This window comes from Microbacterium sp. PAMC21962 (assembly GCF_019443465.1).
Classification (GTDB): Bacteria; Actinomycetota; Actinomycetes; order Actinomycetales; family Microbacteriaceae; genus Microbacterium; species Microbacterium hominis.
The window spans coordinates 695,045-721,627 of record NZ_CP080381.1 but is presented as its reverse complement, the minus strand read 5'-3'; the positions used below and the strand labels follow the sequence as shown (position 1 = coordinate 721,627).

The 26,583-nt window shown below is 66.2% G+C and carries 23 protein-coding genes; 4 read left to right on the top strand and 19 right to left on the bottom strand.

The genetic code is table 11. The annotated features are described in order from the left end of the window. Positions 1 to 145 precede the first annotated feature (145 nt). Positions 146 to 3,088: a hypothetical protein gene (locus KY498_RS03470; protein ID WP_219879494.1), complete on the bottom strand. Its 2,943-nt coding sequence runs from the start codon at positions 3,086 to 3,088 to the stop codon at positions 146 to 148. A gap of 141 nt (positions 3,089 to 3,229) precedes the next feature. Continuing rightward, positions 3,230 to 4,243, bottom strand: a complete 1,014-nt coding sequence (dprA, locus tag KY498_RS03465) for a DNA-processing protein DprA (protein ID WP_219879493.1) — start codon at positions 4,241 to 4,243, stop codon at positions 3,230 to 3,232. On the opposite strand from dprA, the gene KY498_RS03460 reads away from it, so the two are divergent. The 3 genes from KY498_RS03460 to nhaA all read left to right on the top strand — a co-directional run bounded on the left by KY498_RS03460 (position 4,185) and on the right by nhaA (position 7,752). Continuing rightward, a complete protein-coding gene (locus KY498_RS03460; RefSeq protein ID WP_308813216.1) occupies positions 4,185 to 5,849 on the top strand; it encodes a glycosyltransferase in 1,665 nt (554 codons plus the stop codon). The two genes, dprA and KY498_RS03460, sit on opposite strands and share 59 nt — an antisense overlap. A gap of 89 nt (positions 5,850 to 5,938) precedes the next feature. Then, complete coding sequence (locus KY498_RS03455) at positions 5,939 to 6,328, top strand: hypothetical protein (protein ID WP_219879491.1); 390 nt, start codon at positions 5,939 to 5,941, stop codon at positions 6,326 to 6,328. A gap of 83 nt (positions 6,329 to 6,411) precedes the next feature. After that, the gene (gene nhaA, locus KY498_RS03450; RefSeq protein WP_219879490.1) at positions 6,412 to 7,752 is read left to right on the top strand and encodes a Na+/H+ antiporter NhaA; all 1,341 of its coding nucleotides are present in this window, start codon (positions 6,412 to 6,414) and stop codon (positions 7,750 to 7,752) included. Between the two features lie 84 nt (positions 7,753 to 7,836). Here the strand turns inward: nhaA and KY498_RS03445 are convergent, their stop codons facing one another. The 5 genes from KY498_RS03445 to KY498_RS03425 are packed head-to-tail and all read right to left on the bottom strand — an operon-like array spanning position 7,837 to position 13,322. Continuing rightward, the gene (locus tag KY498_RS03445; protein ID WP_219879489.1) at positions 7,837 to 9,342 is read right to left on the bottom strand and encodes an ATP-binding protein; all 1,506 of its coding nucleotides are present in this window, start codon (positions 9,340 to 9,342) and stop codon (positions 7,837 to 7,839) included. Beyond that, entirely contained in the window at positions 9,339 to 10,130 is a 792-nt protein-coding gene (locus tag KY498_RS03440; protein WP_219879488.1) for a hypothetical protein, read from the bottom strand. The genes KY498_RS03445 and KY498_RS03440 overlap by 4 nt, the downstream gene beginning before the upstream one ends. A 12-nt stretch (positions 10,131 to 10,142) precedes the next feature. Continuing rightward, a complete protein-coding gene (locus tag KY498_RS03435; protein WP_219879487.1) occupies positions 10,143 to 11,609 on the bottom strand; it encodes an SCO6880 family protein in 1,467 nt (488 codons plus the stop codon). 3 nt (positions 11,610 to 11,612) lie between these two features. Continuing rightward, a complete protein-coding gene (locus KY498_RS03430) occupies positions 11,613 to 13,022 on the bottom strand; it encodes a conjugal transfer protein TrbL (RefSeq protein ID WP_191902606.1) in 1,410 nt (469 codons plus the stop codon). A gap of 30 nt (positions 13,023 to 13,052) precedes the next feature. Continuing rightward, entirely contained in the window at positions 13,053 to 13,322 is a 270-nt protein-coding gene (locus KY498_RS03425) for a DUF6112 family protein (protein WP_024355940.1), read from the bottom strand. 85 nt (positions 13,323 to 13,407) lie between these two features. Here KY498_RS03425 and KY498_RS03420 point away from each other — a divergent pair, with 85 nt between their 5' ends. Next, positions 13,408 to 14,313, top strand: coding sequence for a hypothetical protein (locus KY498_RS03420; protein ID WP_191902607.1), 906 nt, complete (start codon positions 13,408 to 13,410; stop codon positions 14,311 to 14,313). 25 nt (positions 14,314 to 14,338) lie between these two features. On the opposite strand, the gene KY498_RS03415 is transcribed toward KY498_RS03420, so the two are convergent. From KY498_RS03415 to KY498_RS03360, 12 genes are all read right to left on the bottom strand, one after another. After that, positions 14,339 to 14,605 (bottom strand): DUF6112 family protein, encoded by a 267-nt coding sequence (locus tag KY498_RS03415; RefSeq protein WP_191902608.1) that lies wholly within the window; start codon positions 14,603 to 14,605, stop codon positions 14,339 to 14,341. Next, positions 14,605 to 15,783, bottom strand: coding sequence for a M23 family metallopeptidase (locus KY498_RS03410; protein WP_219879486.1), 1,179 nt, complete (start codon positions 15,781 to 15,783; stop codon positions 14,605 to 14,607). The genes KY498_RS03415 and KY498_RS03410 overlap by 1 nt, the downstream gene beginning before the upstream one ends. A gap of 6 nt (positions 15,784 to 15,789) precedes the next feature. After that, on the bottom strand, positions 15,790 to 16,482 hold the full coding sequence (locus tag KY498_RS03405) for a hypothetical protein (RefSeq protein ID WP_219879485.1): 693 nt from the start codon (positions 16,480 to 16,482) through the stop codon (positions 15,790 to 15,792). Between the two features lie 79 nt (positions 16,483 to 16,561). Further along, a complete protein-coding gene (locus tag KY498_RS03400) occupies positions 16,562 to 17,629 on the bottom strand; it encodes a ParB N-terminal domain-containing protein (RefSeq protein WP_191902611.1) in 1,068 nt (355 codons plus the stop codon). Further along, positions 17,626 to 18,483 (bottom strand): hypothetical protein, encoded by an 858-nt coding sequence (locus KY498_RS03395; protein WP_219879605.1) that lies wholly within the window; start codon positions 18,481 to 18,483, stop codon positions 17,626 to 17,628. The genes KY498_RS03400 and KY498_RS03395 overlap by 4 nt, the downstream gene beginning before the upstream one ends. Before the next feature lie 500 nt (positions 18,484 to 18,983). Next, positions 18,984 to 19,667, bottom strand: a complete 684-nt coding sequence (locus KY498_RS03390; RefSeq protein ID WP_219879484.1) for a DUF2637 domain-containing protein — start codon at positions 19,665 to 19,667, stop codon at positions 18,984 to 18,986. Then, on the bottom strand, positions 19,664 to 20,572 hold the full coding sequence (locus KY498_RS03385) for a bifunctional DNA primase/polymerase (RefSeq protein ID WP_191902613.1): 909 nt from the start codon (positions 20,570 to 20,572) through the stop codon (positions 19,664 to 19,666). Before KY498_RS03385 ends, KY498_RS03390 begins: the two co-directional genes overlap by 4 nt. Further along, entirely contained in the window at positions 20,572 to 21,654 is a 1,083-nt protein-coding gene (locus KY498_RS03380; RefSeq protein WP_219879483.1) for an ArdC-like ssDNA-binding domain-containing protein, read from the bottom strand. Before KY498_RS03380 ends, KY498_RS03385 begins: the two co-directional genes overlap by 1 nt. Before the next feature lie 227 nt (positions 21,655 to 21,881). Continuing rightward, positions 21,882 to 22,811, bottom strand: a complete 930-nt coding sequence (locus tag KY498_RS03375) for an AraC family transcriptional regulator (protein ID WP_258186433.1) — start codon at positions 22,809 to 22,811, stop codon at positions 21,882 to 21,884. Between the two features lie 173 nt (positions 22,812 to 22,984). Beyond that, positions 22,985 to 23,344 (bottom strand): hypothetical protein, encoded by a 360-nt coding sequence (locus KY498_RS03370; protein WP_219879481.1) that lies wholly within the window; start codon positions 23,342 to 23,344, stop codon positions 22,985 to 22,987. Between the two features lie 52 nt (positions 23,345 to 23,396). Beyond that, on the bottom strand, positions 23,397 to 24,089 hold the full coding sequence (locus KY498_RS03365) for a response regulator (protein ID WP_191902617.1): 693 nt from the start codon (positions 24,087 to 24,089) through the stop codon (positions 23,397 to 23,399). After that, entirely contained in the window at positions 24,086 to 26,581 is a 2,496-nt protein-coding gene (locus KY498_RS03360) for an ATP-binding protein (protein WP_219879480.1), read from the bottom strand. Before KY498_RS03360 ends, KY498_RS03365 begins: the two co-directional genes overlap by 4 nt. Between the last annotated feature and the right edge of the window lie 2 nt (positions 26,582 to 26,583).

Genomic DNA, 26,583 nt, shown 5'->3' with positions numbered 1-26,583 from the left:
TCCAAACGGTGTAGGGGGTCGCCATGCAGGTGCGCTCGCAGAGCCCCGGACGTAGAAAGAGGTGGGAGGGCACGAACCTGGGGGTGGTTCGTGCCCTCCTGTGCTGACCCGCCGTGTTGGGGGTGCCAGCGGATCAGCAGCTTCGTTAGTCCTCCTTTGCTCCCTCGAACTGGGCCTTGAACTCCTCGAACTCCATGTCCTCTTCACGGACATGGCCGTTGCGTTCGCGGGCGATCGCGAGGCGACGCCCGAACAGCAGCACCCCGCCCGTCGCGGCGGCGATCAGGCCACCGGCGAGGCCGAGCGGCCACCAGTCACCGCCGCCGGTGTGCGCGAGTTCGCCCGGTGTGCCTGGCGTGCCGGGCTCGTCTGGTGAGTCGGTGACGGTGGTGGTTTCGTCCGGTGCGCCGCAGATGCCGCGGTGCAGGATCGTGCCCTCGGCGTCGGTGACGGTCTCCACCCAGTAGTAGACGCCGACCCGGTCGAAGATCACCTCTTCGGAGCGATACTCACCCGGCCCGTCCAACTCGATCACCGTCGAAGTGAACACCAGTTCCTCCGGGGTGCAGGTCGCGGTGTCACCCTCCTGTCGGTACGCCTCGAACCGGAGCTGCGCGCCAGTGGGGACGGTGCCGGTGACAGACGCGACATCATGCGCCGGATCACCCAACGTCACGGTCGGCACAGCGTTCGTCTTCACGGACAGGTCCTTCGGTTGCTCCTTGACGACCGTCGTCTCACCCGGAGCCCCGCACTCGCCCTCAGCGAGGGTCTCGCCGTCGCTGTCGTAGAGAGTTTCGATCCAGTACACGTTCCCCGCCGTATCGACGCTGGTAGTGCCGGAGTAGTAGATGCCGGCCTGGGTGACGGGAGTCTCCTCGCTCTCAAAGAACGGCACCTCACACACCGGGTCGGTGTCTGCCGGGTGCGGCCCGTAGGCGCGGAACACCAGGTATGCGCCGTCGGGAATCTTCGTGCCCTGCACGAGCGCGGTATCCGAGAACGGTTCACCGACGAGCGCTTCCGGGGTTGCCTGCGTGATCACCGACACGGGGATGTCGGTGCCGGTGGGCGGGACGTAGAAGCGTTCCAGCACGTCCGCCGGGGACGACTGATACGGCTGCACCCGGTCGTCGCCGGTGAAGGTGGTGACGAGGACGTAGAAGCCGGGCTCGGTCGGCATGATCTGGTCTTCATCCGTGTACCCGAGCTTGTAGACCCCGTTCCGTGCCGGCGTCGTCAGCTCGGCGAGTACTGGTGCGGTGGTGAGGTCGAGATTGTCGGTGAGTTCCGCATCGGTGGTGAAGGGGCCGTAGACGGTGTGGCGGAGCTCATCGACATCCGCACCCCAGTACCCGTCACCGGCGAAATCACCGTGGTTCGCCGGGAACCCCGACACGGTCACGACATCGAAGGCGCGTCCGCCGGGGTGCACGTTGTACTCCCGCATCACTGAGGTCGTGGTGATCGGCCACCGGACCGAGGTTGTCTCCACGTTGATGCCGTAGTCGTCCTGCCAGTCGGCGGCGAGGTAGTCGCGCACCCATTCCGGCTGCGACGACTTCCGCACTTCCCACACCCAGGTCACGAACCCACCCGACGGCGCCACCACCGACGGCGACGTATACACGCCAGGGCCATCAGCCGTGACGGTGACCGTGCCGAGCGGCACCGCCGCAGCATCAACCGCCGCGTTCTGCGTGGGAGGGAGGGTGCCGGGGACTTGGTAGGCGGTGCCCTCAAACACCACCGGAATGAACGCGCCGTCCTTCTTCAACCAGGCACCATTCGAGCTCGACACCGTGATCGTGTCCGTGAGCGCATCGCCGGGGACGGCGAACCGCTGATCCGCCTCCGACACCGCGACCGGCTGGAACGGCACCACCGACGTCTCCGTCACCTGCCCGTACCGGTCGGTGAAGGAATCGGTGAGGTACTTCGCGTGATCCCCGTGCGCGTCCTTATCGATCGCCCACACCCAGGTGTAGAACCCGGACTCCGGAGCGATGATCGTCCCGGGCGAGATGTATGAGCCGGCGCCGGTGAGCGTCACGGTCTCCGTGCCCGCGACGGGTGCGCCGGCGGGTGGGGTGTCGGCCTCTGCGGGTTGCTCATCGAACGGCCCGTACAGGGTGCCGGTCGCGGTCACCTCGACCGGTGCGCCGTCCAGGTGAATCCAGGTGCCCTTCGACACCGACACCGTCAGCCCGTCCACGAACGCGTCACCCTCAGCGACGAAACGGGAGGCGACCTGGGTGGTGATCTCCGGCTGGAAGTCCAGCTCGATCACCGGCGACTCCGCCGACGCCGACAGCCCGGTGGAGGAACCTGCCACCGCGGCGATCAGACGCTGCGCGCCCGGCGTCACATACAGGTCCAGGGCTGCCCCATAACCGGCGGCAGCGATATTCATCGACGCACCGATCCGGTACGACGGCACCCCGTCCGCTGGGGTGCCCGTGATCGGATGCGCACCCGCGCCAATCGTCCGCGACGACGACCCGTCCACGAACACCGCGTCCGACAGCGTCGCCGTGCCCGTGAGCCCTGCGGGGTGGGTCGCGATGTTGAGGGTCCCTGCGTACTGATCCGCCATGTCCAGACTCAACGACAACGACGGGTCGGTCACCGCGTAGATAGCGGCTTCCTGTCGCATGGTGGCGAGGTTCGCGAGGATGGTGCCCCGCTCCGACGCAGGCGCGCGGGCAACGTAGTAATCGTCACCGGACATGCCGTGCGAGTTGTAGGTGCCGGCGCTCGTGATCGACCAGACGTGCAGGGCGACGGCAGCGGTGATGTTCGGATCACCAGACTGTCCCCACCGGTCCAGGACGTAGTTCAGTTCCGCGAGTTGCTGCCGCGACAGCGAGTCCAGCGAGGTGACAGTTTCGGGGCCGTAGGTCTGTGAGAAGGGAGAGTCCGCGTCGAGGTCGGCGCAATACGCTTGCCGGCCATCGACGTCGGTGTTGTACGCGCCGAGGAACCCCATCCCGATGTCGTAGCCGACACCGAGACTGCCCGCCTGAGCCGGTGGAGTGTTCAGCGCGAACGACCCGGCGAGCAGGAACAGCGCCAGCAGGACGGACAACCATCGACGCACCCCCGTTCGCGGTGGAGCAGCAGGGGGCTGCGAGATATGGGTGAGTGATCCTGACACGAGAGGCCTCCTGACGTTCGCGAACAGCGACCCGGGAATCCGGTCGCCTTCACGGCAGGTGCACCACCACCCTCACAACCCCACACCGTGCCCCTCCCGCCTGCCACCGGGCGGGTCGGTGTCGAGGGGATCGTTCTCGAGCCCCGCCCGCTCACGCACCCGACGCTGCACCCCGTCACGAACCATGGACAGCAGCTCGCGAATGTCGTCATACCCAGTGATCACCGTGGCGAGGCCATCGCGCATGAGCCGGTGACACCCCGCCGAAGCCGCACTCGTCACCGGCCCCGGCACCGCCCCCACCGGCCGGCCGAGCTCAACCGCGCGGGCAGCGGTATGCAGGGTGCCCGACCGGTAGCCCGCCTCTGCGATGATCACGGTGCCGGAGAGGGCTGCGAGGAGTCGGCCGCGTTGCAGGAACCGCCACTTCGTCGGCGCCGCCCCCGGCGGCACCTCCGACAACAAGAGCCCCTGCTGGCTGACGCGGGTGAGGAGGTCGGTGTGCCCGGCCGGGTAGAGCCGGTCAAGCCCGCCAGCCAGCACCGCGATCGTTGGGCCACCGGATGCGAGTGCGGAACGGTGCGCGGCACCGTCGATCCCGTACGCGCCACCGGAGAACACCCGATGCCCCTCATCTACCGCGGATTGCACGAGCTCCGTCGTGACGTGCTCCCCGTACCCGGTAGAAGCGCGCGCCCCAGTAACGGTGAGCCGTTCCCAGACGGGTTCCGTCAGCAGCTCGGTGTCGCCTTTCGCCCACAGCGCGAACGGTGCACGGTCACCGAGGGCGTCGATCCCGGACGGCCAGTGCTCATCGCCAGGGATCAGCACATGCATCCCATGATGCTCCGCATCCGCGATGACTCGCCCGGTGTGTGCGGCGTCGATACGGGGTGCGAGACGCCGCTGCCAGGTATCACCATCCGGCCCCACCGGAACTCCCGCTCCGATCGCTCGCGCGACGGTTTCGGAAGCGCCGACGGTGCGGATCATCCGACCTGTGACGGTGTCTCCGGGTTCGGAGGCGATGGCGAGGATGATCCTCGCGATGCGCTCATCTGCTGCCAGCTCGTTGATCGTGTCCATTGCTCCTGCTCCCTTGCTCGTTGTGCCTGTTGAGCGACAGGTGAGCCTGTGTGCTCGTCGCGAGGCTGCGCCGCACGAAGCGAACGCTGGGTCACGCGGGGCGCGTGGGGAGAACAGACAGCGGCTGCTCAAAGTCTCTAGTCGCCGTTGTCGCCCGATCGCAGGAGATGCGCATCCTTCGGGTAAAGTGATCCCTGGTGCGTCGGGAAGTCTGGTCGACATTGACGCCGACCGTATCCGGTTGGCAGTTGCGACCGGAGGACACCATGCTTCACATTTTGATCGTGCAGGGCGCGAGTATCCGATTACTTGGCCAGTTCTCGCTGCCTTGTTGTGCAGGTTCTTCAAGCGGCGAGTCGCGACAGTGATCGGGCGGCGAGTCCTGGACTCGCAGTTGCGGGTGCTGTTGCTAACGGCTGGTAGCCGTGGTGACGTTGAACCGTTCGTGTCGCTCGCGTCTGCTCTGCGAGAGGCCGGGCATGCTGTCCGAATATGCGTGCCAGACGACCCGGACGCTGAGTACGGCCCTGATCATGTCAGCCTTGGGGTGAGCTTTTCTGCCCTCGCCCTCGCTGTTTCTGAGGTCGGAGCGATGCGTGCCTATCGCGAGCACATTGTTCCGGCGATGAGCAAGATCCTGAGTCGCGTGGTGGACGAGGCGACCGCATGGCAGCCCGATGTGATCGTTTCTCACCCCAAGTTGCTCACTGTGCCGATCGTGGCAGAGCGTCTTCGCATTCCGTACCTCACGGTCGAGTTGGCACCGGTGCTGACAGCCACAGCCGAGTTTCCTGCTGCTGGCGTCCTTCGCCGCTCGTACGGACCGGTCCTCAACCGGCTGAGCTACCGTATCCCTGCCTTAGGTGAACGCATGTTCGCCACTGATATCCGCGCCGCTCGGCAACGCCTCGGGTTTGCCCGCTCTCAGCGGGTATCACCGTCTGCGGGATCGCTTATCGCGGTGAGCCCATCTCTACTGGCTCGTCCCCTGGACTGGCCCGCAAAAGCCCATATGACTGGCGACTGGCCACGCCAATCTCAACCGGGTGAAGTCTTGGACGCCGAGGTTTCGGAATTCCTGTCCGATCCTGCGCCGTTTGCATACGCCGGGTTCGGGTCGATGCGGGGTGGCGACCCCGCATCGCGGGCGGAAGCGATCATCGAGGGGGCGCGGAAAGCGGGACTACGGGTACTGCTTGCAACTGGGTGGGGTGGTCTTGAGCCGCCTCGGCGATGTGTTGGGCGAGATCTCTTGACCGTGTCGTCGGTTCCACACCACCTGGTGCTGCCGGAAGCGTCGGTCGCGATTCATCACGGCGGCGCGGGAACTGTCCACGCAGCATCACGGGCAGGGACGCCGTCGGTTCTCGTTCCCTTTCTCGGCGACCAACCCTTTTGGGCGAGGACGCTGCAACGGTCCGGTCTTACCGGCAAGCCCTTACACCGAGATCGTCTCTCTTCGCAGAACGTTCGTGCGGCGATCGCGGACGCCGTTGGCCGTCAGACCGCCGTGCATAGTGTCGCGGAGCGGATGTGGACAGAGGACGGGCTTGGCGTTGCGGTCGCCGAAATCGTGCGAGTTGCGGTAGGCGGCACGCGGAGGTGACTGGGACTGTCGTTTTCTTGGGCGACCCGCTTCATATTTCGGCGCCATGCGCGACGCGAGAAGTGGAAAATCCCCGCACCCTCGTGTGGGTGTGCGATCTGCGCACTACCGGCGACAAGCGGTCAGCCCGCAAGCGACTGAAGCAAGCAACCGCAGCGATGTTCGATGTGTGCCGGGTTCGCCGGACGGTACGCCATTTACTGGTGGCGTACACAGTCCAGTCATCCTGCTCGGCGAGCATCGACGATGTGGCGTGGACGCTAGCGACACGGCTGCACGCGCAGCTTGAGCTCCGGAGTGGACGAGATATCGATGTCGTGTTCGTGAACATCTCCAACCTCGACGATCAGAAGCTGCTGTCCGACAGAGCAGTTGAATGGTCTTCGCAGCTCGACGGCCTCGCTGGAGCTGCTGTTCTTGACTGGGGCGACATCAGGAACGAGAGCATTCGTCGAGCCGCGAACCGGGCATATCTATAACGCCGCACAGTAGAATAGGGATTGGCGCGTCGGGAAGTCTGGTCGACATTTGACTGTTTGTCGACTCCTGATCGGATCTGCCTATGACTTCTCGTCCTGCCCACCCCACGCCTCGGCGTTCGCTGTTCCCGAACCGAGGCTCCTATACCGAAGCCGTGCGCATCGGAGCCTTGCTCCGCAAGGAAACCGTGGGCGGTGTGCTGCTCGTGGTCTTCGCTGTCGTCGGCATCGTGTGGGCGAATTCGCCCTGGGCAGAGGGCTACTTCGCGTTGCGGGACTTCGAGATCGGGTACGAGCCTTGGCATCTGAAGCTCAGCCTTGGCGCATGGGCGGCCGACGGACTGCTCGCAATCTTTTTCTTCCTCGTCGGCCTCGAACTCAAACGAGAGTTCGTCGCCGGAGACCTCCGCCGATTCTCCACCGCGATCCTCCCGGTCGCTGCTGCCGCCGGTGGCGTCGTCGTGCCCGCACTCGTCTATGTCGCGATCGTGGCACAGAGCCCGGAGTTGCTGCGCGGTTGGGCGATCCCGACCGCAACAGATATCGCGTTCGCTGTCGCCGTTCTCGCCCTCATCGGCTCGCACCTGCCCAGTCCGCTGCGCATCTTCCTCCTCACCCTCGCCGTGGTCGACGACCTCATCGCGATCACGATCATCGCGGTGTTCTACACCGACAGCATCCAAATCCTCCCGCTGCTACTCGGGCTTCTCACCATCGCCGTGTACGGCGTCCTCGCCCAGCGATACCGGCAGTTCTTCCACCTCAAGCCCTCCGCAGCCTGGCTCGTCCTCCTGCCCATCGGCGTAATTGCTTGGGCATTCGTGCACGCCTCCGGCATTCACGCAACGATAGCGGGTGTCCTCCTCGGATTCACCATCCCCGTCCTTCACCGTCGCCGCGACCACACACCAGACACCAAACCTGGCCTCGCAGAGGTCTTCGAGCATCGATTCCGTCCCCTCTCGGCGGGGGTCGCGGTCCCCGTATTCGCGTTCTTCTCCGCAGGCGTCGCCCTCGGTGGTGTCGATGGTTTCCTCTCCGCGCTCGCCGATCCCGTCACGATCGGGATCGTGATCGCACTCGTGGCCGGAAAACCTGTGGGCATTGTCGCCGTCACCTGGCTCACCACCCGAATCCGGGGCATCAACCTCGACCCCGCCCTGAAATGGGTAGACCTCATCGGGGTCGGACTCCTCGCCGGAATCGGGTTCACCGTCTCGCTGCTCGTTACCGAGCTCAGCTTCTCCGCCACCGACCCGCACCACGACCACGCGAAAGTCGCGATCCTTCTCGCCTCCGTACTCGCGGCTCTCATCGCATCGATCCTGCTGAGCACCCGCAACCGTCGCTACCGCCGCATCGCGCAGGAAGACGCCATCGACGAAGACGGCGACGGGATCCCGGACGTGTACCAGCAGCGGTAGACAGGGGTCCTCTCACAGCGCATGTGAGGATGCTGTCTGTTCGTAAACGGGGTTCCAGCGCAACGCGCGAGGCAAGCAGAACCCTCAGACCTGATGCTTCGTGCGCTGGGAAATAGATGTCATTCGCTGGGTGGTATCGAACGCAGCCAGCTCGGCCGGGTGGAGTTGGTGCTGGACGACGAAGGATCGTTCCTTGATCCGCCAAAGCCCCTGTCCGGTGCCGAGCCCTGGGAGGAGTTTCTGTTCGGTGCCGGTGAGGCCGAGGGCGGCGGCGGTGGCTCCGAGTTGGTCGGGTTCTTGCCGGTAGATGATCCGCGTCTCCGCGTTCGCCAGTAGCGAGTTCGCGAGGGCGCGCATGGCGGAGCCGGAGTCGCCGACGTTGTCGAGGTCGGTGAGTTTGTGGAAGATCAGCATGTTCGCGATCCCGTAATGCCTCGCGAGTCGCCACTGCGCATCCATCCGACGCAACAGGGCCGGGTAGGCCATGAGCCGCCAGGCTTCGTCGTAGATCACCCACCGGTGCCCACCGTTCGGGTCCATCAGCGCCGACTCCATCCACGCCGAAGAGCAAGTCATCAGCACCGAGATCAGCGTGCTGTTCTCCGCGACCCGCGACAGATCAAGACTGACCATCGGCAGCAACGGGTCGAACCGCACCGTCGACGGCCCGTCGAACAACCCCGCAAGGTCACCCGCGACGAGCCGCCGGAGGGCATGCCCAACGAGTCGACCGTCTTCCGCCAGCCGCCCATCGGTATCGGTCGCCGGCTCAGGGTTGAGGACGCGGTCGACGACCATCGGCAGGATCGGCACCTCGGACGAGCGGACGGTGTCTCGGAGGGCGAGGTCGATCGCGGTGTGCTCCAACGGTGACAGCACCCGATCCAGCACCGTTTCCGCCAGCGCCCCGATGAGTTCCCGACGACGTGAGGCGACTTGTGCCGTCCATTCCGCGTCGCTGGTCCCGGAGGGGCGGTGGCCTTCATCGAGCGGGTTGAGCCGGTTGCGGAGTCCGTGGCCGAGGACGATTGCCCGTCCGCCGACGGCTTCGGCGACGGCGGTGTGTTCGCCTTTGGGGTCGCCGGGGACGTACACGCGGCGTCCGAACGGGATCGACCGGGTGTAGAGGGATTTGGCGAGGGAGGATTTGCCGGAGCCGACGATGCCGGCGAGGACGATGTTGGGTGCGGTGATGATGCCGCGGGCGTAGAGGGTCCAGGGGTCGTAGACGAATGATCCGCCGGAGTAGAGGTCTTGTCCGATGAATACGCCGTCGGCGCCGAGGCCGCCTTCGGCGAGGAACGGGTATGCGCCCGCGAGGGTCGCGGACGTGTCTTGATGCCGAGGCAACCGAAACCTCCCCGGTGTCCTGAGCGCCGCAACTCCGGGCTCGCCCGCGGCGGGCAGGTAGGTGGTGTTGCGCCGCTCGGCACGCTCCGCCGCGACCCGAGCGCGTTCTTGCGCTTGCTCGGTCTTGCGGGCTGCCGCTTCGATGCCCGCGGCGGCGTGCTTGCGCGCTTTCCGGTGTTTTCGGCGTTCCCCGGCGGGTTCGACCAGCGCCGCCGTGTGGAGCTTCTGCCGGTCACTCACAGGGCCCGCCCCCGAGATGGTGACGACGCCTGCGAGGGCGCGAACCAGTCGTCTTCTTCCTCGACAGAGGGCACGGTGCGGCGCGCTCTCGCCGGCGCCGCCGTCTTTGCCTTCGCCTGCGGTGTTTCGAGTTCCCGCGCTTCGGGGTGTGTGCGGAGTAGGGAGACGTGTCCGTGGTCGTGGTTGTACGTCAGCACGTAGCCGCCCTGCTCGATCACTCGGTCGAGGGGTCCGGTCGGGGGTTCGTCGTAGACGTAGCCATTGACCAGTGCCGCTTGCGTGGTCTCCTCGCCCATGTCGAACCCGGCCAGGTGCTCGATCGCCGCATCCGTGCCGTCTCGGTCGATGATCGCCAGCACCTCGTCGGCGTCTTGGCCTTGCAGGAACACGACGCTCACCCACCGTGACGACTGGGATGCGGGGTCGGATTCGGGTTCGGGTTCGGGGCGCCAGGCGATGCGTCCGGAAGCAGACATCGCCGCATCCACGCGGTCATGCACCCCATCCAGCAGCGCCGCTGCCTGTTGCAGCTCGGCGGTCGCGGCGAGAGCGTAGGTTGCACCACTGCTCTGGTCGCCGGCGTCGTCATATGCGCGCACGCGGTTCGTGACATGGGCGGTAGCGAGCTGGTCGAGAACTTGCCGGAGGGAGCGCACACCCGCGAGGAGGTCACCGAGCACCGCGTAGGTGTCGGCGGGCTCACCGAACACGCGGGTGGCGTGTGCGAGTCCGCGGAGCGCTTCGGAGGCTTCCGCAGCATCAGCGGTGGGGTTCTGAAAGGTCGGCATCACTTACTCCTGTCAGACGGTGCGGCACAGCGGCAACGCTGCGACGGTGAACGCTTGGGCTTGCTGTCCGACGAGGCGGCGGGTCTCGCAGGAGGCTTGGATAGCGGCCTGCTCGATCGCGGCAACCGCGGTGTCGAGTCCTACCGGGGTCGGAGCAGAGATAGAGATGAGGCCGGTGTAGCGGAGGACGCCGTGGCCGGCGGTGAGGTCGGCTTCTTGTTGCAGCACGTCACCGTATTCGGCGGTTTGGGAGGCGTCTTCGATCTGCCCCATCTTCTGCCGTTGCGCCGCGTCCGAGATCAGCTCGGTCTTCTTCTTCCGAATGTCCCGTGCCGCCTGATCCGACCGGATCGGCGTGCACACCAGCGAGAACGCCCGCTGAATCCCAGAGGACAGCAGCACCGGGGCGAGGAACCCCGGATACACCTGCGACCTCGGCCACTCACTGACCCACAACACTGCATGATGTGCAGAGTCCGACCGCATCCGATCCCACGACTCCGTCACCGCGACCGGGCCTGCGGTGGCGAGCGTCCGGCCGATGTCTGTGTGGCGTTCCAGGATCGCGGCGGTTGCGGGGTCGTAGGCGGAGCGGAGGATGACCGCGACCTGGGCGGGGGTGAGCCACCCAGTGACCGTGAGTTCCGCGGCCCGTAGCGCGGTGACGAGGGTGGTCATTTCTTGGCGGAGGACGGCGGCTGCGCCTTTGATGCCGCCACCGTTGGTGCGGACTTGTCGGGCTGCGGCTTTGAGGTCGAGGGCGAGGCTGATGGTGGTGGCGTGGCGTTCCCCGGCGGGACCGGCACGGTCGATGAGTTCCCGGTACACGGTCGAGGTCCAGGACCCGTCGTCGCGGCCGTGGCGCTGCCACCACTCCACGAGACCGGAGCCGCCGTCGGGGAGGGTGCGTTCGCAGACTTGGAGGCGCGCGATCCGCCCGGACCGGCAGGTGGTGGCAAGCACCCGGCCCCAGGTGGCGACGCGGCGTTCCTGCTCGCCAGGGTCGAGGAGCACGAATGCGGGGTGTGAGACGGCGACGATCACGGTGAGGGTCTGCTGGTGCGGGTCGTGGATCATCGCCGCCCCGGTCTCCGGGTCCTCCCACTCCCTGAGCGCGGCCGCATCACCCGGCAACGCGAGCGTCCCCGCCGGGCGAGGCTTGACTACGCGCTGGCGGAACATGGTCTGCCGGTTTTGGGTGCGGGCGGCCCACCGGAAGGTGACGGGTACCCACTCGATCAGTTTCCGGCCGCCGACTGGGGTCCATGCGAGCGCTGCGCAGAGCAGCCAGACGGGTGCGGTCCAGGCGAGGAGGATGCCGCCGCCGGCGTAGAGGGCGCCGACGATGGAGAGGACACCGGTGGCGAGGACGATCAGTTGCGGGAGGGAGAGCCCGAGGAGGATGCCGCGGCGGGTGAGGCGGGAGAACTGCACCGCCCGCAACCCAAACTCCGTGCTTGTGGACTGTTGAGACGACATCGACTATTCCTTCCCGACGGACGGCTTCGGAGCGGGCGGCGGTGGCGATTTCGCCGGGGGCACCGAGGGCGCCGGCCTCGTAGGTACAGCCGGTGACGGGCTGGGCTGCGGCGCGGGTTGCACGGTCTCGCCAGCACCCGCCGCGTGGCCTTCTGCCGCGCCGCCGACGGCGCCGCCGAGTTTCGGTCCCGCGGTCGCGGCGGCCTTCGCCACCTGCGCACCCACCACGACCGCAGCAGCAGGCCCCGCCGCCGCAGCCCCCGCACCAGCCCCAGCGCCCGCCGCACCGGCTCCACCACCCGCGCCACCGGCAGACGCTCCGGCACTTCCACCCGCAGCCGCGCCGCCACTTCCGGCGGCAGGCGTCGCTGTCGAAGCGTGAGGTGCACCGCCTGCCGGTGCTGCGCCGCCGCCCTGGCCACTACTCGCGGGGGTGTCGCCAGCCCCGTCGAGCACCTTCTTCGCGCCATCGGCTTTCGGCGCGGATGGGACGGGTATGGGGCGGTTGAGGGCGGATTTTGCTTCTTGTTCGGCGCTCATCGAGTGGTACATATCGAACCCGATGAACGTGACGAACTTATAGGTCATATACGGGGCGAACGCGGCGATGAACATCAGCACGACACCAGCGATGGGGTCACTGATCGACGCAAGATCAAGCTCAATCGGGGCCGAGACTTGGGTGATGGCGACGAGGAAGATCACCACGAGCACGAGTTTGGAGAGGATCAGGGCGATCACGAACGTCGCCCACTTCCCGAACCACCCCTTGGTCGCATCCCACGAGAACCCGGCCAGGGCGATCGGGGCGAACACGATCGCGACCAGCAGGAGTGCTTTGCGGATCAGGAGCGAGAACCACACAATCGCCGCCGCCGAGATTGCGAGCCCGGCAAGGAAAATCGTCACGATCGCCCCGACACCGGGGGCGGCGATGTTGATCCCCGCGAATCCCGCGGCAAGGAGGGTGATGCGGTCGCCGATGGATTCCATCGTGTTCCCCGTCGCCTGCACGATCCCGACGGCAAGCTGATCGGTGATCTCCAAGAGGAGGCCGGTAAGACCGATAGCGACGAACGAGCCGAGGATGCTTTTCGCAGCGCCCAGGGCGGCGCGGGTGAGGGCAGTGGGGTCGCGGTGGATGAGACCGGTGATCAGTTGCAGGCAGAAGAAGATCAGCACCACGAACACCGCCACCCCGAACAGGATGTTGTACACCCCGACATAGCCGGGGTCTGACACGTCGACGAGGGTGGTGGTGTCGAACACCGCCCACACCGCCTCGAACAGCCACGCAGCCGCGCCGCCCATTGCCTGGGCGAGCCAGTCGAACGGTGCCGCGATCAACGTCGCAGCGCCTTGCCCGACGGTGTCGCACACGGCCGAGATCACCGGCACATCACACACACTCATCGCATCCTCCTTCCCTCGCGAAAGATGGGGCTAGACGGCTTGGCCGACGCCCCAGAAGAAGTTGATGAGCGTCACCGACGCCCCGCAGATGATCGCCGCCCCACATGACACGAGCACCCCGACCTTCCCGCGCGACGCGAGATGCGGGTTGCTGCTGTTCGCGCCGAAGCCCCACACGATCGCCGAGACGATCAGGGCGAGGACGGAGAGGATCAGACCGACAGTCATCACCGCGCCGACGATGATGCGCAACTGCTCGATACCGGGAAGCCCAGTACCGTTCGGATCGATATCAATCACAGGGTGCTCCTTCAGCTCACAAACGCCAGAGATGGCGGACTTGCCAGCCAGGTGCGCGCTTCTATACCGCGAGTAATCTGAAGGGATGGCAGAGCCGATTCCTTCGAGCGCGGCTGGGACAACCCAGCACTCAGGCGCACGCGATCTGTCACGTTGGCTGGTGCATCTCACTCGGACGCCCCAAGATCTCGCGAGTGTGCTGACACAGGGGCGAATCGAGGCGCGCAATCCCTTCGGGATCGCCAAGAACCTTCAGGCCTCCGTCGGAAATCAGAAGGCCGTCTGCTTCACCGAAACGCCATTGACCGAACTGCGCCGTATGACCAGTCGAGGTCGAAGATGGGGCGTTGTCTTTGACAAAGAACTGCTCCGCGAAAGGCAAGGTGCTCAACCGGTCTGGTATCTCAGCGATCCTTCACCCCAGTGGGACGCTGCGAAGCAGCTTCTATCTAGGTCCCTGGACGCACACCGGAAGCCGCTCAATGTGGAAGATGCGTACTGGAAGATGACGCCGTTCATCGATCCCGTACGCTCGACTGACTCCACTCGACCTCACGATTGGCGATGGGAACGAGAATGGCGGGTCATCGGAGATGTCCGGTTCGAGCTCTCTGACATAGCCTTCATCGTCTGGCCCGAAGGAAATGATCTCCTTTGGGAGAGCAACTTGACGCTGGGGTCTCTGTTCGTCGGACACGATGGCGACGAGTTCTGGTCAGGGTCGCCACTCGATGAACTCGACCTGAAACTGGACGAGATGCTTGAAACAATCTCGAACGAATACATGACCGTTGACGATGCGGGCCTTCCGTGGGACTCAGAAGATCAAGAGTATGTGGCGATCGTCGAAATTCTTGACGCTTACGACGTCGTCTCCGAGGTCTTCGATGACCTGCCCGTAGCAGTGCTGGATGCACTTGTAGATGCTCTCTGGAGACGCAACGGTGATATGTGGTGTCGTAGCTCCGATCTGCAAACCGTGCACGAGTAGACCGCACCACTAGGGTCACGCATCGTCAAAGTTGATCTCCCACATCAAGGAGGAAGTTCACCCACGCGACCCCGGCGCCGGCAAGAGCGGCGGCCCCGAGAGCAACCCAGACTCCGAGGCGGGCTTTGGTGGCGGTGTGTGGGTTGCCGGTTGAGGAGGCGATGGCCCAGATGATCGCGGAGACGATCAGCATGAGCACCGCGATGACCAGCACGAACATTAACAGGGCGCCGATGACGGTGCGGAGGTCGTCTGCGGCTCCGACGCCGCCGAAGTCGGGGAACACGTCCATCAGCGTCCACTTCCGTTCAGGGTGCAGGATGCTCGTGAGGTGTTGCCGCCGGTGATGCCTTCGGCTCCGTGGTCGGTGAGCCATTGGTCGGCGTCGATCGCGGGCTGACCGGTGCCGCCGGGCCGGATTTCGAGGTGCAGGTGGGGTCCGGTGGACTTCCCGGACGACCCGACGTCGCCGATGTGTTGTCCTGAGGTGATGGTCATGCCTTCGGTGACGTGGATGCCGTGCTCCCACATATGCGCGAAATACGAGGCGATGCGTTCTCCGCCGACGGTGTGCTCGATGATGATCAGCCCGCCCCAGTTGCCGGTGTAGCCAGCGTGGGTCACGATCCCGTCAGCGACGGCATAGATCGGGGTGCCGTCGGCAGCGCCGAAGTCGCTTCCGGAGTGGAATGCCTGTTCGCCGGTCATGGGGTCGGTGCGCCACCCGAACGGGCTGGTGCGCACCCAGGTGCCTTCTGGCAGAGGGAACACGACCCGCGTGGTCTCCGGCACCACCACCTCACCACCACCGCCTCCGCTTGACGGTGCGGGTGTGGTGAGGGCGGTGAGGATCGCTTCGGCGACCGGCTGGTAGTTCTGATACCGGTCCGGGTACGCCGACACCTCGACGGCTTGCGCTGCTTCGCCGGGGTCGAGTTGCTGCCAGCCGGGGATGTCGAGCAGGCCCCGTGGTGAGGGGTAGTTGGGTCCGGTGGGTCCGCCGTAGAACGCGCGGGCCTGGTAGTTCGGGTCCATGAGCTCAGCGACCGTGCCCCACCCGGCCTGCGGGCGCATCTGGAACAGGCCGAGGGAGTCGTGATCGGAGGCATCCCCGTCGTTGGGGTAGTTCGCGGATTCGGGGTAGGTGCCGGTGTTGGCGAGCATCCGCAGATGCGACTCCGTGAGTGCCGCCATCAACGCGATCACCACCCCGGGCCGTCCGACGCCGTCGGTTTGTCCTCCGACGGTGATGATCGTCGCGGCGTGGGTGAGTGGCTGACGGTTCAGCGTCATTGTCTCCCCGTTCTTGGTGGTCGCGGTCAGCGAGTCTGGAATCGGTCCCACGATCAACGACCCCGGCGAACACGCGGCGACAGCGGGGTTGGCGAGGACAGCGACGGACAGGAGAACGGTCGCGGGGCCGAAGCAGACAGCGGCGATGGCGAGGGCGGCGAGGAGCTTCTTGAGCATGGCTGGTCACCGCAGCGGGTTGTCGAGCTGCGACAGCCGCAACAGCGCACAGTTCTCGATGATCGGATCGGCTGGCGCCGGAGCCGGGTTTCGTTCGGGGGTGCAGGTGAGGAACACCGTGAACGCGACATCATGGGTCGTGGTGACGGGGTCGGTGCCCCAGTAGCCGGTGCGGTGACGGGTGCCGGTGATCGTGTACGCGACCGCACCATCCGGAATCTGCCCCGGCGCGGCCTGCTCGACGGCGTCCTCCCACGCATCCGGGATCTCGATCGTGTCGACGGTGAGCCACTGCCTCGTCTGGTGCGTGCGGAGCTGCGCCCATGCCTCCGGTGTCGGCAGATACGCGCGCACGTCGGAGGCTGCCGCGTCGGCTTCGCTGTCGGCGGTGACATCGGCGAGCATCTGCGCGTAGTCGGCCGGCCCGTACCCGCTGCTCGTGTCCCAGGTGAACAGCGCCTCCGCGACCGCCACCGCGAACTCCTCCGGTCCGCCCAATCCGATCACCGGCTCCGGGTCGGCAGGCTCGGCGACGGGAGAGGTCGCAGTCGGCTGATCCGAAGGCACCGTGTCATCAGACTCGGTGGGCTGCGGCCCGCGGATGAGCCCGTACACGCCGACACCGACGAGGAGGATGAGGATCAGACCGCCGGCGATAGTGGCGATGAGCATGGTGCGGCGGCGAGCGGTGGGTTCCATCCTGGTGTCCTTCCGGGCGAATACGGATCACCAGGAAGGTGCACCAAACCGCTCAGCAACGCTGAGCTCACCGGAGGGTTCAGGCGGTGTCTCGACGCGCGTTCCGCGCCACACGTGCGGCATCGAGAAATGCGATCGTGGCGGCGACGGCGTTCTCGAACATCGACCACTGCTCATCCGACAATGCCGGGCCGATCATGTCGGGGTCGTAGCGTTCGGACCAGGTGGAAAGCTCATCCCAGAGGTAGACGAACGACCGCACTGGCAAGAACTCACGCGCGGGTTCCTCCACCGCATGGAGCCGCGCCTTCGCGAGCTGTGCGGGACGCTTCTTAGTCGCGGTCTTCGCGCGCTCGACGGCGAGTTCAGCCAGCCGTTCCAGGTCAGCGGGTCTTGCGGTGTGTTCGAGTTCTCGCAGGCGGGCGGCGCCGGCTGCGGCAGTATCGCGGATACGGGCGGGTTGCGCGGGGTCGCCCGCGAGGGTGTCGAGTTCGGCGAGTGCCTGGGCGGCGCGGATGCGATGCCTCGCGCCGGTGATCGACCCGCCGGCGTCGATCCGGTCGAGCTCTTCCTGTGCTCGCTGGCGCACATCCTCTGTCTCGGCGGGGTCAGCGGTGAGGCGTTGCAGGTCGTTGATGCGTTCCAGCGAGGTGTAGGCGTTGCGGCCAGTGACCATGAGTGCCGCTTGCTGCCGCGTGTCGCCCTTCTGCGGTGCCGCCACGGTGGCGGCACCGTGTGACCTGGGGTTTTCTTGGTTGGAGGTGAACCGTGACGCTTCCTGCCGGCCTGCCGCATCCTCGACCATGAGTGCTTTCAGCTCGGCGTAGAGGGTGGCTTCTTCGGTGCGGGTGAGGGGCTTGTGGAGCAGGTTGTCGTCTTGCTCTGCGAGGAGCAGGCCCAGGGTGGTGGAGATACCGGAGCGCACCCACACGTTCACGGTCTTCCACCCGAGCTTGCGGATCGCAGCCAAACGTCGGGCGCCGCAGATCAGCATCCCGTCGGGGGTGATCGTGATCGGCTGCAACAGCCCATCCCGCACGATCGACTCGATCAGGGCGTCGACGTCGCCGTAGTCCTCGCGGTGCCGTCGGCCGGCCCAGATTGAGGCGACCGACCGTTCCAGCTCGATGTGTCCTGGCTCGCTCATGGCCGGCCTCGCATGACGCCAGGGGCGGCAACCTTGATCGCTGCGCCGAGCTCGGCATCGTCCATGAGATGCCGCAACGATTCACCGATCAGTAGCCGCAACAGCACGCCCCGACCCGCACTGGTGCCGGTCAGGTGCCTATCCGGTGCGCCGAGGATGATCCGCAGTAGCCGGTACCAGGACGGTGCGGGGATGTCGAGCAGCGCACGGGCGTGACGATCCCGCCGCAGCGACTCATACGCGCCCGCCCGCGATACCGACTCGGTGAGGCGCGCACAGACGCACTCGATTGCGGCCCGCGCGATCTCCGGCTCCCACCCGTGCCAACACAGCAACGCGATCGTGTCTTCAAGAGCGGACTCCACACCCGTGCACCCCGGCTCCTTAATCGCTTCATCGTCGTCGGTGGCGAACGGGTCAGCGTGGAACGCGGGGTGGTAGTCGGTGAGGGGGTTCTCCCGGTCGGAGAACCGTTCCGCGTCATGGAAACTCGAGTACCGGGGCCGGCGTGCCTGGTGCACGGAGCAGAGCAGCCCGTTGGCGCGGTTCTCGGCGATGCAGGTGATCTGCACGGCCCGGGTGATCACCGCCCACGGGTCATCCGCCCGCCGGACAGCGGCAGTGCGCATCGCCTCGAACGCCGCACCCGCGGCTTCCCACGGGTCGAGCCCGTGTTTGCGGGCGAGGGCGGCGTATTTCTGGGCGGCGTGCTGCATGAGCGCCGCCACCTCCGGATCACTCCGCCAGGCGTCAGGACCTGCGATGTGAAGGCGAGTGAGGAGTTCGCGGAGTCGTTCTGAGTTCTCGAACCCACGACGGTGATCGTTGCGGCGCGGGGTGTGGGGTTGTGGCATGGTGGCACCTCCTGACAGGAAGGTGCGCACCGGCTGCCCGCCAGCGCCGTCCCACAGTTGCCTGTCCACGGCGGCTCACCCCAGTCCGATCCCCGACGGCCGAACCCACGACGACGACCGGGGCCGATCCTGCGGCTCGAACACGTCGAACGACTCGAACACTGACGACTCCGGCGCGACTCGGGCGGTACGTCGATCATGGAGGTCGCGTGCGCGGTTCCGGGTCGCACGGTACGTCTGGCCGGGGACGCGGCGGACGCGATGCGCGAGCTCCGCCTGAAAGTCGATGCCACGGCCCGCGAGCCGTGCGCTGCTTGATGCCATCAGATCAGACGGCCGCACCCACGCGATCCCGCGCCCCACCCGCGAACTGCCATCCCCGGCCGTGGTGGTGAGTGAGGGGTCGCGGTGGACGGCGAACGCTGACCGCTCCGCCTCTGAGCCCGCCGCTTCGTGTCGGGCTTCCGGGGCCTCAGTGCGCTCTACCTCTGCATGCTCGTTCACGGTGCCTTATCCTTCGTCTCGCCGATGGGCGGGGCGAACCAGCGCCCCACGGTTGAGGGATGCACGCCCAGATGCCTGGCAATCTGCTTGTTCGACCACCCCTCCACCTCCCGCAACTGCGTCGCCTCCGCACGCCGTTCGCTGGCAGGAACCACGGAAATATCCACCTCCTGCGCCGCCGGAATATCCGCAGTGGCGGCTTCGTCCGGCATGGCGCTGACGGTCATGTCCTCTCCACGCGCACGAAAGGCGGACTCGGAAACCGGGCGGGTAAGGACGACGGTGAGGTGTGTGATCGACAGCAGCACCAGTGGCGGGATCGCAGCGACAGACGCGGCGAGCACGCTGGGCACGTCGGTGTCGGCGGCGATGATTGCGTGGATCGCGTTCGCCGTCACCGACACCACCGCACCCGCCGCCAGCAGCGTCCACGGATACCAGGTCGGGCGACGCTGACTGGCAAGGGCGACGACGGCGACCGTCGCGACGACAATGATGCCGTCCACAATGAGCGGCCACGCCCACGCCTGGCCTGCATCGATCCCTGACCGGCGTGCGAGATCGGCGAGCGCGGTGAACGACAGCCAGAACGCCCCGGCAGCGATGAACACCGTCCCCGTGATCGCCGTCACCACCGCCAGGCGGCGACCCCGCGGCGAGGCAGATTCGATGGTGCTCATGACAGCGCCCGTCCCGGTGATCCGCGCATCACGCGACGCTCATCCATCACCGGCTCCGCCGCGGTTCGGGGTGCGGGGTGGGTGGTGCGGTAGGCGGAGCGGATCGTCGCCATGATCTCCCGCGCACCGAGCCCCGCATGCTCCGCCGCAGGCCCCAACGCGTCGAGCGTTGCGTCGGGCGGGGTACCGGCTTCGGCGAGACGGCACGCAGCCCAGAACAGGCCACGGTTCCGCTCGCCCTCACCACGACCCGCCACCCACCCGGCGAGCACCTTCGCGTCCGACCCCTGCTGGCCGACCCGAGCCGGACGAGCACGGTCAATGGAGGTCGGGGGGCTGGGGTCCAGGAACTCGCGCAGCCGCGCCGCATCCACCGGTGCCGGTGTGTCGCCGGAGGTAACGATCAGTCGATACGGTGCCCGGACGCCTCCGTGGCGCAGCACTTGGGAGGGTGGCGCGATGATGTAGCCGCCGTCGCCACGGAAATCGACATGCGCCCGCGCCGCCTGCCACGACGACTGCACACGCTCAGAGTCCGTCGGATAGTAAACGTGCAGCCCGCCGGATGGGGTGCGCACGAGCGCCGCCCACGCCGCTGCGTATCCTTCACGGTGTGCAGCACGGAAGGCGGGGAATCCGGTGCCGGTCTGGTGTACGTCGACATCGACGACCTCGACCCCGGATGCGGCACCGGTGGGGATGCCGATGTTGGCTGCAGGCCACCTTGACCACCACGCCGCAACCTGCCCGGCATCTGTGCTCGCGTCATGGAACCCTCGGCGCACGAGCGGGCGCTTCTCGCCCGGCACACACGGAAACACCGGCACCCCGGCAGCCGCGAACCGCGCGGCAGCATCAGCGAGCCGCATCCCGTTCACCTCAGCGAACACGTCGATCGCGCCCATCACAGACTCCTCACCGAGCTCGCTGCGACACGGCGCGGCTCCTCCGTCAGCGGATCAGCATCGGGTGCCCGCTCAGACGCAGGAGATTTCTGGAACTGCGCATCACGGTTCAGACCGGGAGGGTCGCCATTGGCGATCTGCTCGGTCGGGAGTTGATCGAGGATCGACGCCGCCGTCTTCCGCACCCGTTCGCCGGTGGCTTGGACGACCTCCACCGGGGACTTCTCCGGCACTGTCGCTGCCCACCCCGACACATAGGGGATCGTGTAGTCGGAGGTGTCCATGCCGTGAGCGGCAGCGACCATCAACGCGACGGAGTCCGCCTCCACCTCAGCGATCCCGCGATGCCCCGACGCATCCGGGTTCTCTGGGCCGTGGAGGAGGACGTGTGCGAGTTCGTGCACAAGGGTCTTCACCTGTGCCGCGTCGGGCATGTTCTCTCGCACCGCGACGGTCTTCGCGCCGAAGTCGGTGAGGCCGTTGGCGCCGTGGATCATGCCCTCATGCGGCACCCGCAACACCGTGAACCCCTCCGCCTCCACCAGCTGGGCGATGCCCTCCCAGAGCCCGCCAGGTGCTTCACCTTCCAGGAGCCGCGGCGAGGGCGGCGTGGGGATCGGGTCACCGGCCGTTTGGGAGACATCCCAGACATAGGCGGGGCGAACACCGACCATGAGGGACCGCACCACCTCACCCGGTTTCGGCTGCTCGAACCGGCCGAGCCTGCGCCACGACTCCGCCACCTTCGGCGTGAACGACGCGAACCTGCCCGTGACCGGGGCGAGGACCATGTACCCCGACTGGCCCTTCTCGACCTGTCGGCCGAGCGTCTGCCATTGCTTGAAACCCGCCACATACGTCGGCACCGGCTCGGGCACCCTGCCCGCCTCGAAAGCGCTCTGGTGCTGCACGAAGATCAGCAGCGTGTTGTTGAACGAGCGGGCACGGAACCTGGCCGCGAACTCCAGTGCCTGCTTCCAGTCCTCACCCGACACCAACGACTCCACAGCGCCGGTGAGTCGCTCGTGCAGAGCATTGAGCTTCGCATCCCGCTCCGGTCGCGCCTCTTCGCTGGTTGCCATCGTCGTCCTCCCTCCGCAGGCACCCGTGCACGGCGGGTGACCTCTGCGACCAGAAGGTGCGCGAAGGGTGTCAGGGGACGCGATCGAGACGGACGACGGACAGAAAAGTGAGCGACCGTCAGGTGCAGCTCTGAACCCGACGTGGTCAAACTCGGTCTACATCATCCGCTGGCGCCCTGACGATCTGAGCACCAAAACATGAGCGTTTCGCCTGGGCATACGCGCGTTCAGTCAGGGTTGGAGCGTGCCGGAGCACTACTGGTGATTCTGCGATACTCCGACGGGGACACGCCGATGCTCCTGCGGAACTGACGTGCAGCGAAGTCAGGGTCGTTCCAACCCACCCTGGCGGCGATGTCCGAGATAGGTGCATCCTCGACGCGCAGGAGGTGGGCCATTCGTTCAGCACGGAGCATCGTCAGGTACGAGATCGGTGATTTCCCAAATGCATCGACGAACACTCGACGCAGCTGAGACACCGACAAATGCGCTCGCGCCGCGAGCTCGGTCACCGTCCAATGACGATCCAACTCCACACGCAAGGAGTGTGCAATGTCCAACACCTCAGGACGTACAGGGCGGAAGAGGCGATGCCGCGGCACGGTGGGAACCGACGCGCTTCGCCGCGCGACAGCGGTTCCCTCATTGGCGACCACGAGAAACGGAACCAAGACATCGAACACGGCAGAGACTAGCGATTGCGCCCGATAGAAACGTTCAGGAGGCACGCCCTCGACACTCAAGGCAGTCAACTCGTCGAGCCACGGCATCATCAGCCCCGCCCGGTGCTTACCGATGCGCAGAACCTGGGTGGGTTCCGCATAGTGCGTATCGAGGAACTGGCTCGCGTTGAGTCGCTCCTGGAACCGTGAAGCATACTGCCAAAACACTTGGTCAATGACATAGTCTCGGTCGAGATAGAGCGTCGTGGTCGCTACCCATCCGTCGGGCTCAGCGCCACAGAGAGTGTTTGCCGCCAGAACAACGACATCACCGACGCTGACAAAGTGCGCGCCAAACTCGCTGAAGAGTCGAGCTCGACCCGCCCGTATGACAATGAACTTGACGCAATCGAAAGCGATTGGCTCAACTGGAGCGTGCGCGACTTGCGTTCGGGCGAGCAACGGCGAGAACGCGGCCACCGGCGCCGCCGGCACACCAGCAGGCTTCGTAGGCCCTTCCCACCGAACACCGCCAGTCATAGTTGGCAATCGAAGGGCACTCGCGTCTGAGAATCGAGTACCCCTAACGATACTCATATGACGCTTGCCAGAACCCTAACGGCTACCTCACGTTGAACAGTTTGTGTGCAGCTTGCGCCGAGGTAAGGTCACCAGACCATCGGGAGGAGAGATGCGAGGAATCCTACTGCTGCTGTGCTGAGCATGGTGATTGCGAGGGTGCGGCAGTGACGTTCCGGGTGGGAGCGTTTGTGCAGGTGGAGTCGGTCGGGCCGGCGTTCGGGAACGTATCCGGTGACGGTGGTCGAATCGTGGTTGCGAAGATCATCGCGGGATGTGAGGGGGCGGGTATAGGTGCGTTCCTTCACGCTCCATATCGCGATCCGCTGCTGATCGAGGTCCTCGACGACGGTGACGTTCGTTGGGGTGCGAGGACCATCGATGGCGGTGATGATGAGCGCTGCGACCAGGAAGGGGATGCCGATGATTGCGCCGATCCAGGACAGCATTTCGCCGATGATGCCGATGGTCGAGAATGCTCATCTCTGGGGGTGCTGAGCGTCAGGTGGTCATGCCGTCGAGCCGGTAGCCCATGCCGGGTTCGGTGAGTAGGTGGGCGGGGTTGGCCGGGTCTTCTTCGAGTTTGCGGCGGAGTTGGGAGACGTAGAGGCGAAGGTAGCCGGTGTCTTCGGCGTGCTCGGTGCCCCAGATGGTGGTGAGGATGGTTTGGCGGGTGACGAGTTTCCCGGCGTTGCGGATGAGGATGTCGATGAACTGCCACTCTGTGGGGGTCAGCCGGATTTGACGTTCCCCTTCGGAGGTGTCGCGGGTGACGCTGCGGGCGGCGAGGTCGATGGTGACGCTGCCGAGGTGCACCACGGGCGTGGCGTCTTCTTGGGGAACACGTCGGGTCAGGGCGCGGATGCGAGCGAGGAGTTCTTCGACGGCGAAGGGTTTGGTGATGTAGTCGTCGGCGCCGGCGTCGAGGGCTTCGACCTTGTCGGCGGCGCCGGCGCGGCCGGACACGACGAGGATAGGCGCCTGGGACCAGCCGCGGATGCCGTGGATGACTTCGATACCGTCGAGTTCGGGCATGCCGAGGTCGATGAGGAAGATGTCCGGGTGATGGTCGATGGCCGCTGTGATCGCCTGGGCACCGTCAGCTGCGGTGAAGATCTCATACCCCTTAGCGGTGAGGGTGATGCGCAGGGCGCGAAGGATCTGGGGGTCGTCGTCGGCGATGAGGATTTTCATGACGGCTCCTGGCTCGTGCGGATCGTAGGGAGGGAGATGACCATGGTGAGTCCGCCACCGGGGGTGTCTTCGGGGGTGAGGGTGCCGTGCATGGCTTCGATGAATCCGCGAGATAGGGCGAGGCCGAGTCCCAGGCCGGTGGTGTTGTCAGTGTCGCCGAGGCGTTGGAAGGGCAGGAAGATGTCGTCCAGTTTCTCAGGCGGGATGCCGGGGCCGCGGTCGATGATGCGGATTTCGAGCCGGTCTGCGAACGTGCTGGTGCTGACGTGGATGGGGGTGCCGGCCGGGCTGTAGCGGTGCGCATTGGTGAGGAGGTTGACGAGCACGCGTTGGAGCAGGACAGGGTCGGCGTGCGCGACCGCGTCACCGTGATTGAGCGCGAGGGTCACATCGGTGGGGCCGAGGTGGAGTTCGTCGAGGGCGGGCGCGATGGTCTCGGCGGGATCGGTCGGGATCTCCGCGATAGTGAGTACGCCCGCCTGCAGCCTGCTGACGTCGAGGAGGTCAGTGACCAGAGTCGCGAGTGCGCCGAGGCTTTCTTCGGCGGTGTCGAGCAGTTCCCTCTTCTGCGCGGACGCCAAGTCGTGTCCTGCCGCTTTGAGACCCCCGACAGCGGCGGACGCGGCCGCGAGTGGGCGACGCAGATCATGGCTGAGCGCCGAGAGGAGCGCGCCGCGCACCCGATCCGATGCAGCGATCGGCTCGATCTGTCTCGCTGTCTCGGTGAGGTGCTCGTGTTCCAGGGTTGCGGCGAGTTGTGCGGTGACGACGGCAAGGAGGCGCTGCTCGGACGCGGCAAGGTCCGGACCGTGCAGTTCTAAGGTGGTGTCGTCGGTGATCCGTATGCTGGCGTGATGGTTATCCGGGAGCGGTTCCCCGGACCGGGCGAGGACGTCCTCGCCGCGCATCAGCCGGACCCCGGGGAGTTGGAAGGCTTCGCGGATGCGGTCTACGAGTGCTTGGATCGCGTTGTCTCCGCGCAGCACACTGCCAGCGATGGTCTGGATGAGTTCGGATTCGGCGGCGGAACGGCGGGCGGCGCGGGTGTACCGGGCCGCCCGGTCAACGACGAAACTCACCAGGCTCGCGATCAAGACATACAGGATCAAGGACGCGAGATGGTGCGGCTGATAAATGTGAATCGTGAACAGCGGCTCGATAAACAGGAAATCGAGTGTGATCCCCGACAGCACCGCAGCGAACAGGGCCGGCCAAATGCCGCCGACGAGCGCGACGACGACGACGAGGAGCTGGAAACTGAGGACATCCGTGGTGATCGAATCCTCGCTGCGGAACACGCTCAGTAGGGTGGTAAGCGCAGGCCCGCCCAGGAGCGCAGCGACGAAGCCGAGGATGCGGCGTTTGCGGGTGAGCGCCCCGGTCAGCGGGGGCAGGGCGAAACGTCTGCCGGCTGCGGCATGGTTGACCATGTGCACGTCGATGTCGCCGGACTCACGGACGACGGTCGCACCGATCCCGGGTCCGGTGAACGCAGCGGTGACACGTCCACGGCGGCTGGCACCCAAGACGAGCTGGGTGGCGTTGACAGAACGGGCGAACTCCACCAGCGCGGTGGGGATGTCTTCCCCGATGACCTGATGGTAGGTGCCGTTGAGTTTTTCGACGAGCGCACGCTGCTCGGCAAGGGTCGCCGGGTTCCCGGTGCGGAGTCCGTCTTGACTGGTGATGTGCACGGCGATGAGCTCGCCGCCGGCGGAGCGGGCCGCGATCCGCGCGCCGCGGCGCAGCAGCGTCTCGCCTTCGGGGCCGCCGGTGAGGGCGACGACGACGCGTTCGCGGGCTTCCCAGGTGCTGTCGATGCCGTGGTCTTTGCGGTATCCCTTCAGCGCCTGATCGACTTCGTCTGCGAGCCAGATGAGGGCGAGTTCGCGTAGCGCGGTGAGGTTCCCGAGGCGGAAGTAGTTGGACAGGGCTGCGTCGATGCGTTCGGCCGGGTACACGAATCCGCCGCTGAGCCGGTCGCGGAGCGCTTGCGGTGCGAGGTCGACGACCTCGATCTGTTCCGCGCCGCGGAGGAAGCTGTCGGGGACGGTCTCTCGCTGGGGGACGCCGGTGATCTGTTCGACGACGTCGTTGAGGGATTCGATGTGCTGGATGTTGAGGGTGGAGATGACGTCGATGCCTGCGACGAGGAGTTCTTCAACGTCTTGCCAGCGTTTGTCGTTCTTCGAGCCGGGCGCGTTGGTGTGCGCGAGCTCGTCGACGAGCGCGATCTCGGGGCGGCGGTCCAGCACCGCCTGCAGGTCCATCTCCTCGAGCGTGACCCCGCGATGTTCGATGCGTGTGCGCGGGACGGCTGGGATTCCCGCGGTCATCGCCGCCGTCGCGGCGCGGCCGTGGGTTTCCACGATCCCGACGACGACATCTTTCCCGTTCCCGAGGAGGCGTCGCCCTTCTTCCAGCATGGTGAAGGTCTTGCCGACGCCGGGGGCAGCGCCGAGCAACACCCGAAGCTGCCCCCGTTTCGGCATGA

What these genes read in the sequence shown, in the direction of transcription:
- KY498_RS03460 (WP_308813216.1), top strand. Translation starts at nt 4,185, where the DNA reads ATGGCGAGGATGATCCTCGCGATGCGCTCATCTGCTGCCAGCTCGTTG.
- dprA (WP_219879493.1), bottom strand. Translation starts at nt 4,243, where the DNA reads ATGGACACGATCAACGAGCTGGCAGCAGATGAGCGCATCGCGAGGATC.
- nhaA (WP_219879490.1), top strand. Translation starts at nt 6,412, where the DNA reads ATGACTTCTCGTCCTGCCCACCCCACGCCTCGGCGTTCGCTGTTCCCG.
- KY498_RS03440 (WP_219879488.1), bottom strand. Translation starts at nt 10,130, where the DNA reads ATGCCGACCTTTCAGAACCCCACCGCTGATGCTGCGGAAGCCTCCGAA.
- KY498_RS03435 (WP_219879487.1), bottom strand. Translation starts at nt 11,609, where the DNA reads ATGTCGTCTCAACAGTCCACAAGCACGGAGTTTGGGTTGCGGGCGGTG.
- KY498_RS03430 (WP_191902606.1), bottom strand. Translation starts at nt 13,022, where the DNA reads ATGAGTGTGTGTGATGTGCCGGTGATCTCGGCCGTGTGCGACACCGTC.
- KY498_RS03420 (WP_191902607.1), top strand. Translation starts at nt 13,408, where the DNA reads ATGGCAGAGCCGATTCCTTCGAGCGCGGCTGGGACAACCCAGCACTCA.
- KY498_RS03415 (WP_191902608.1), bottom strand. Translation starts at nt 14,605, where the DNA reads ATGGACGTGTTCCCCGACTTCGGCGGCGTCGGAGCCGCAGACGACCTC.
- KY498_RS03410 (WP_219879486.1), bottom strand. Translation starts at nt 15,783, where the DNA reads ATGCTCAAGAAGCTCCTCGCCGCCCTCGCCATCGCCGCTGTCTGCTTC.
- KY498_RS03405 (WP_219879485.1), bottom strand. Translation starts at nt 16,482, where the DNA reads ATGGAACCCACCGCTCGCCGCCGCACCATGCTCATCGCCACTATCGCC.
- KY498_RS03400 (WP_191902611.1), bottom strand. Translation starts at nt 17,629, where the DNA reads ATGAGCGAGCCAGGACACATCGAGCTGGAACGGTCGGTCGCCTCAATC.
- KY498_RS03395 (WP_219879605.1), bottom strand. Translation starts at nt 18,483, where the DNA reads ATGCCACAACCCCACACCCCGCGCCGCAACGATCACCGTCGTGGGTTC.
- KY498_RS03390 (WP_219879484.1), bottom strand. Translation starts at nt 19,667, where the DNA reads ATGAGCACCATCGAATCTGCCTCGCCGCGGGGTCGCCGCCTGGCGGTG.
- KY498_RS03385 (WP_191902613.1), bottom strand. Translation starts at nt 20,572, where the DNA reads ATGGGCGCGATCGACGTGTTCGCTGAGGTGAACGGGATGCGGCTCGCT.
- KY498_RS03380 (WP_219879483.1), bottom strand. Translation starts at nt 21,654, where the DNA reads ATGGCAACCAGCGAAGAGGCGCGACCGGAGCGGGATGCGAAGCTCAAT.
- KY498_RS03370 (WP_219879481.1), bottom strand. Translation starts at nt 23,344, where the DNA reads ATGCTGTCCTGGATCGGCGCAATCATCGGCATCCCCTTCCTGGTCGCA.
- KY498_RS03365 (WP_191902617.1), bottom strand. Translation starts at nt 24,089, where the DNA reads ATGAAAATCCTCATCGCCGACGACGACCCCCAGATCCTTCGCGCCCTG.
- KY498_RS03360 (WP_219879480.1), bottom strand. Translation starts at nt 26,581, where the DNA reads ATGCCGAAACGGGGGCAGCTTCGGGTGTTGCTCGGCGCTGCCCCCGGC.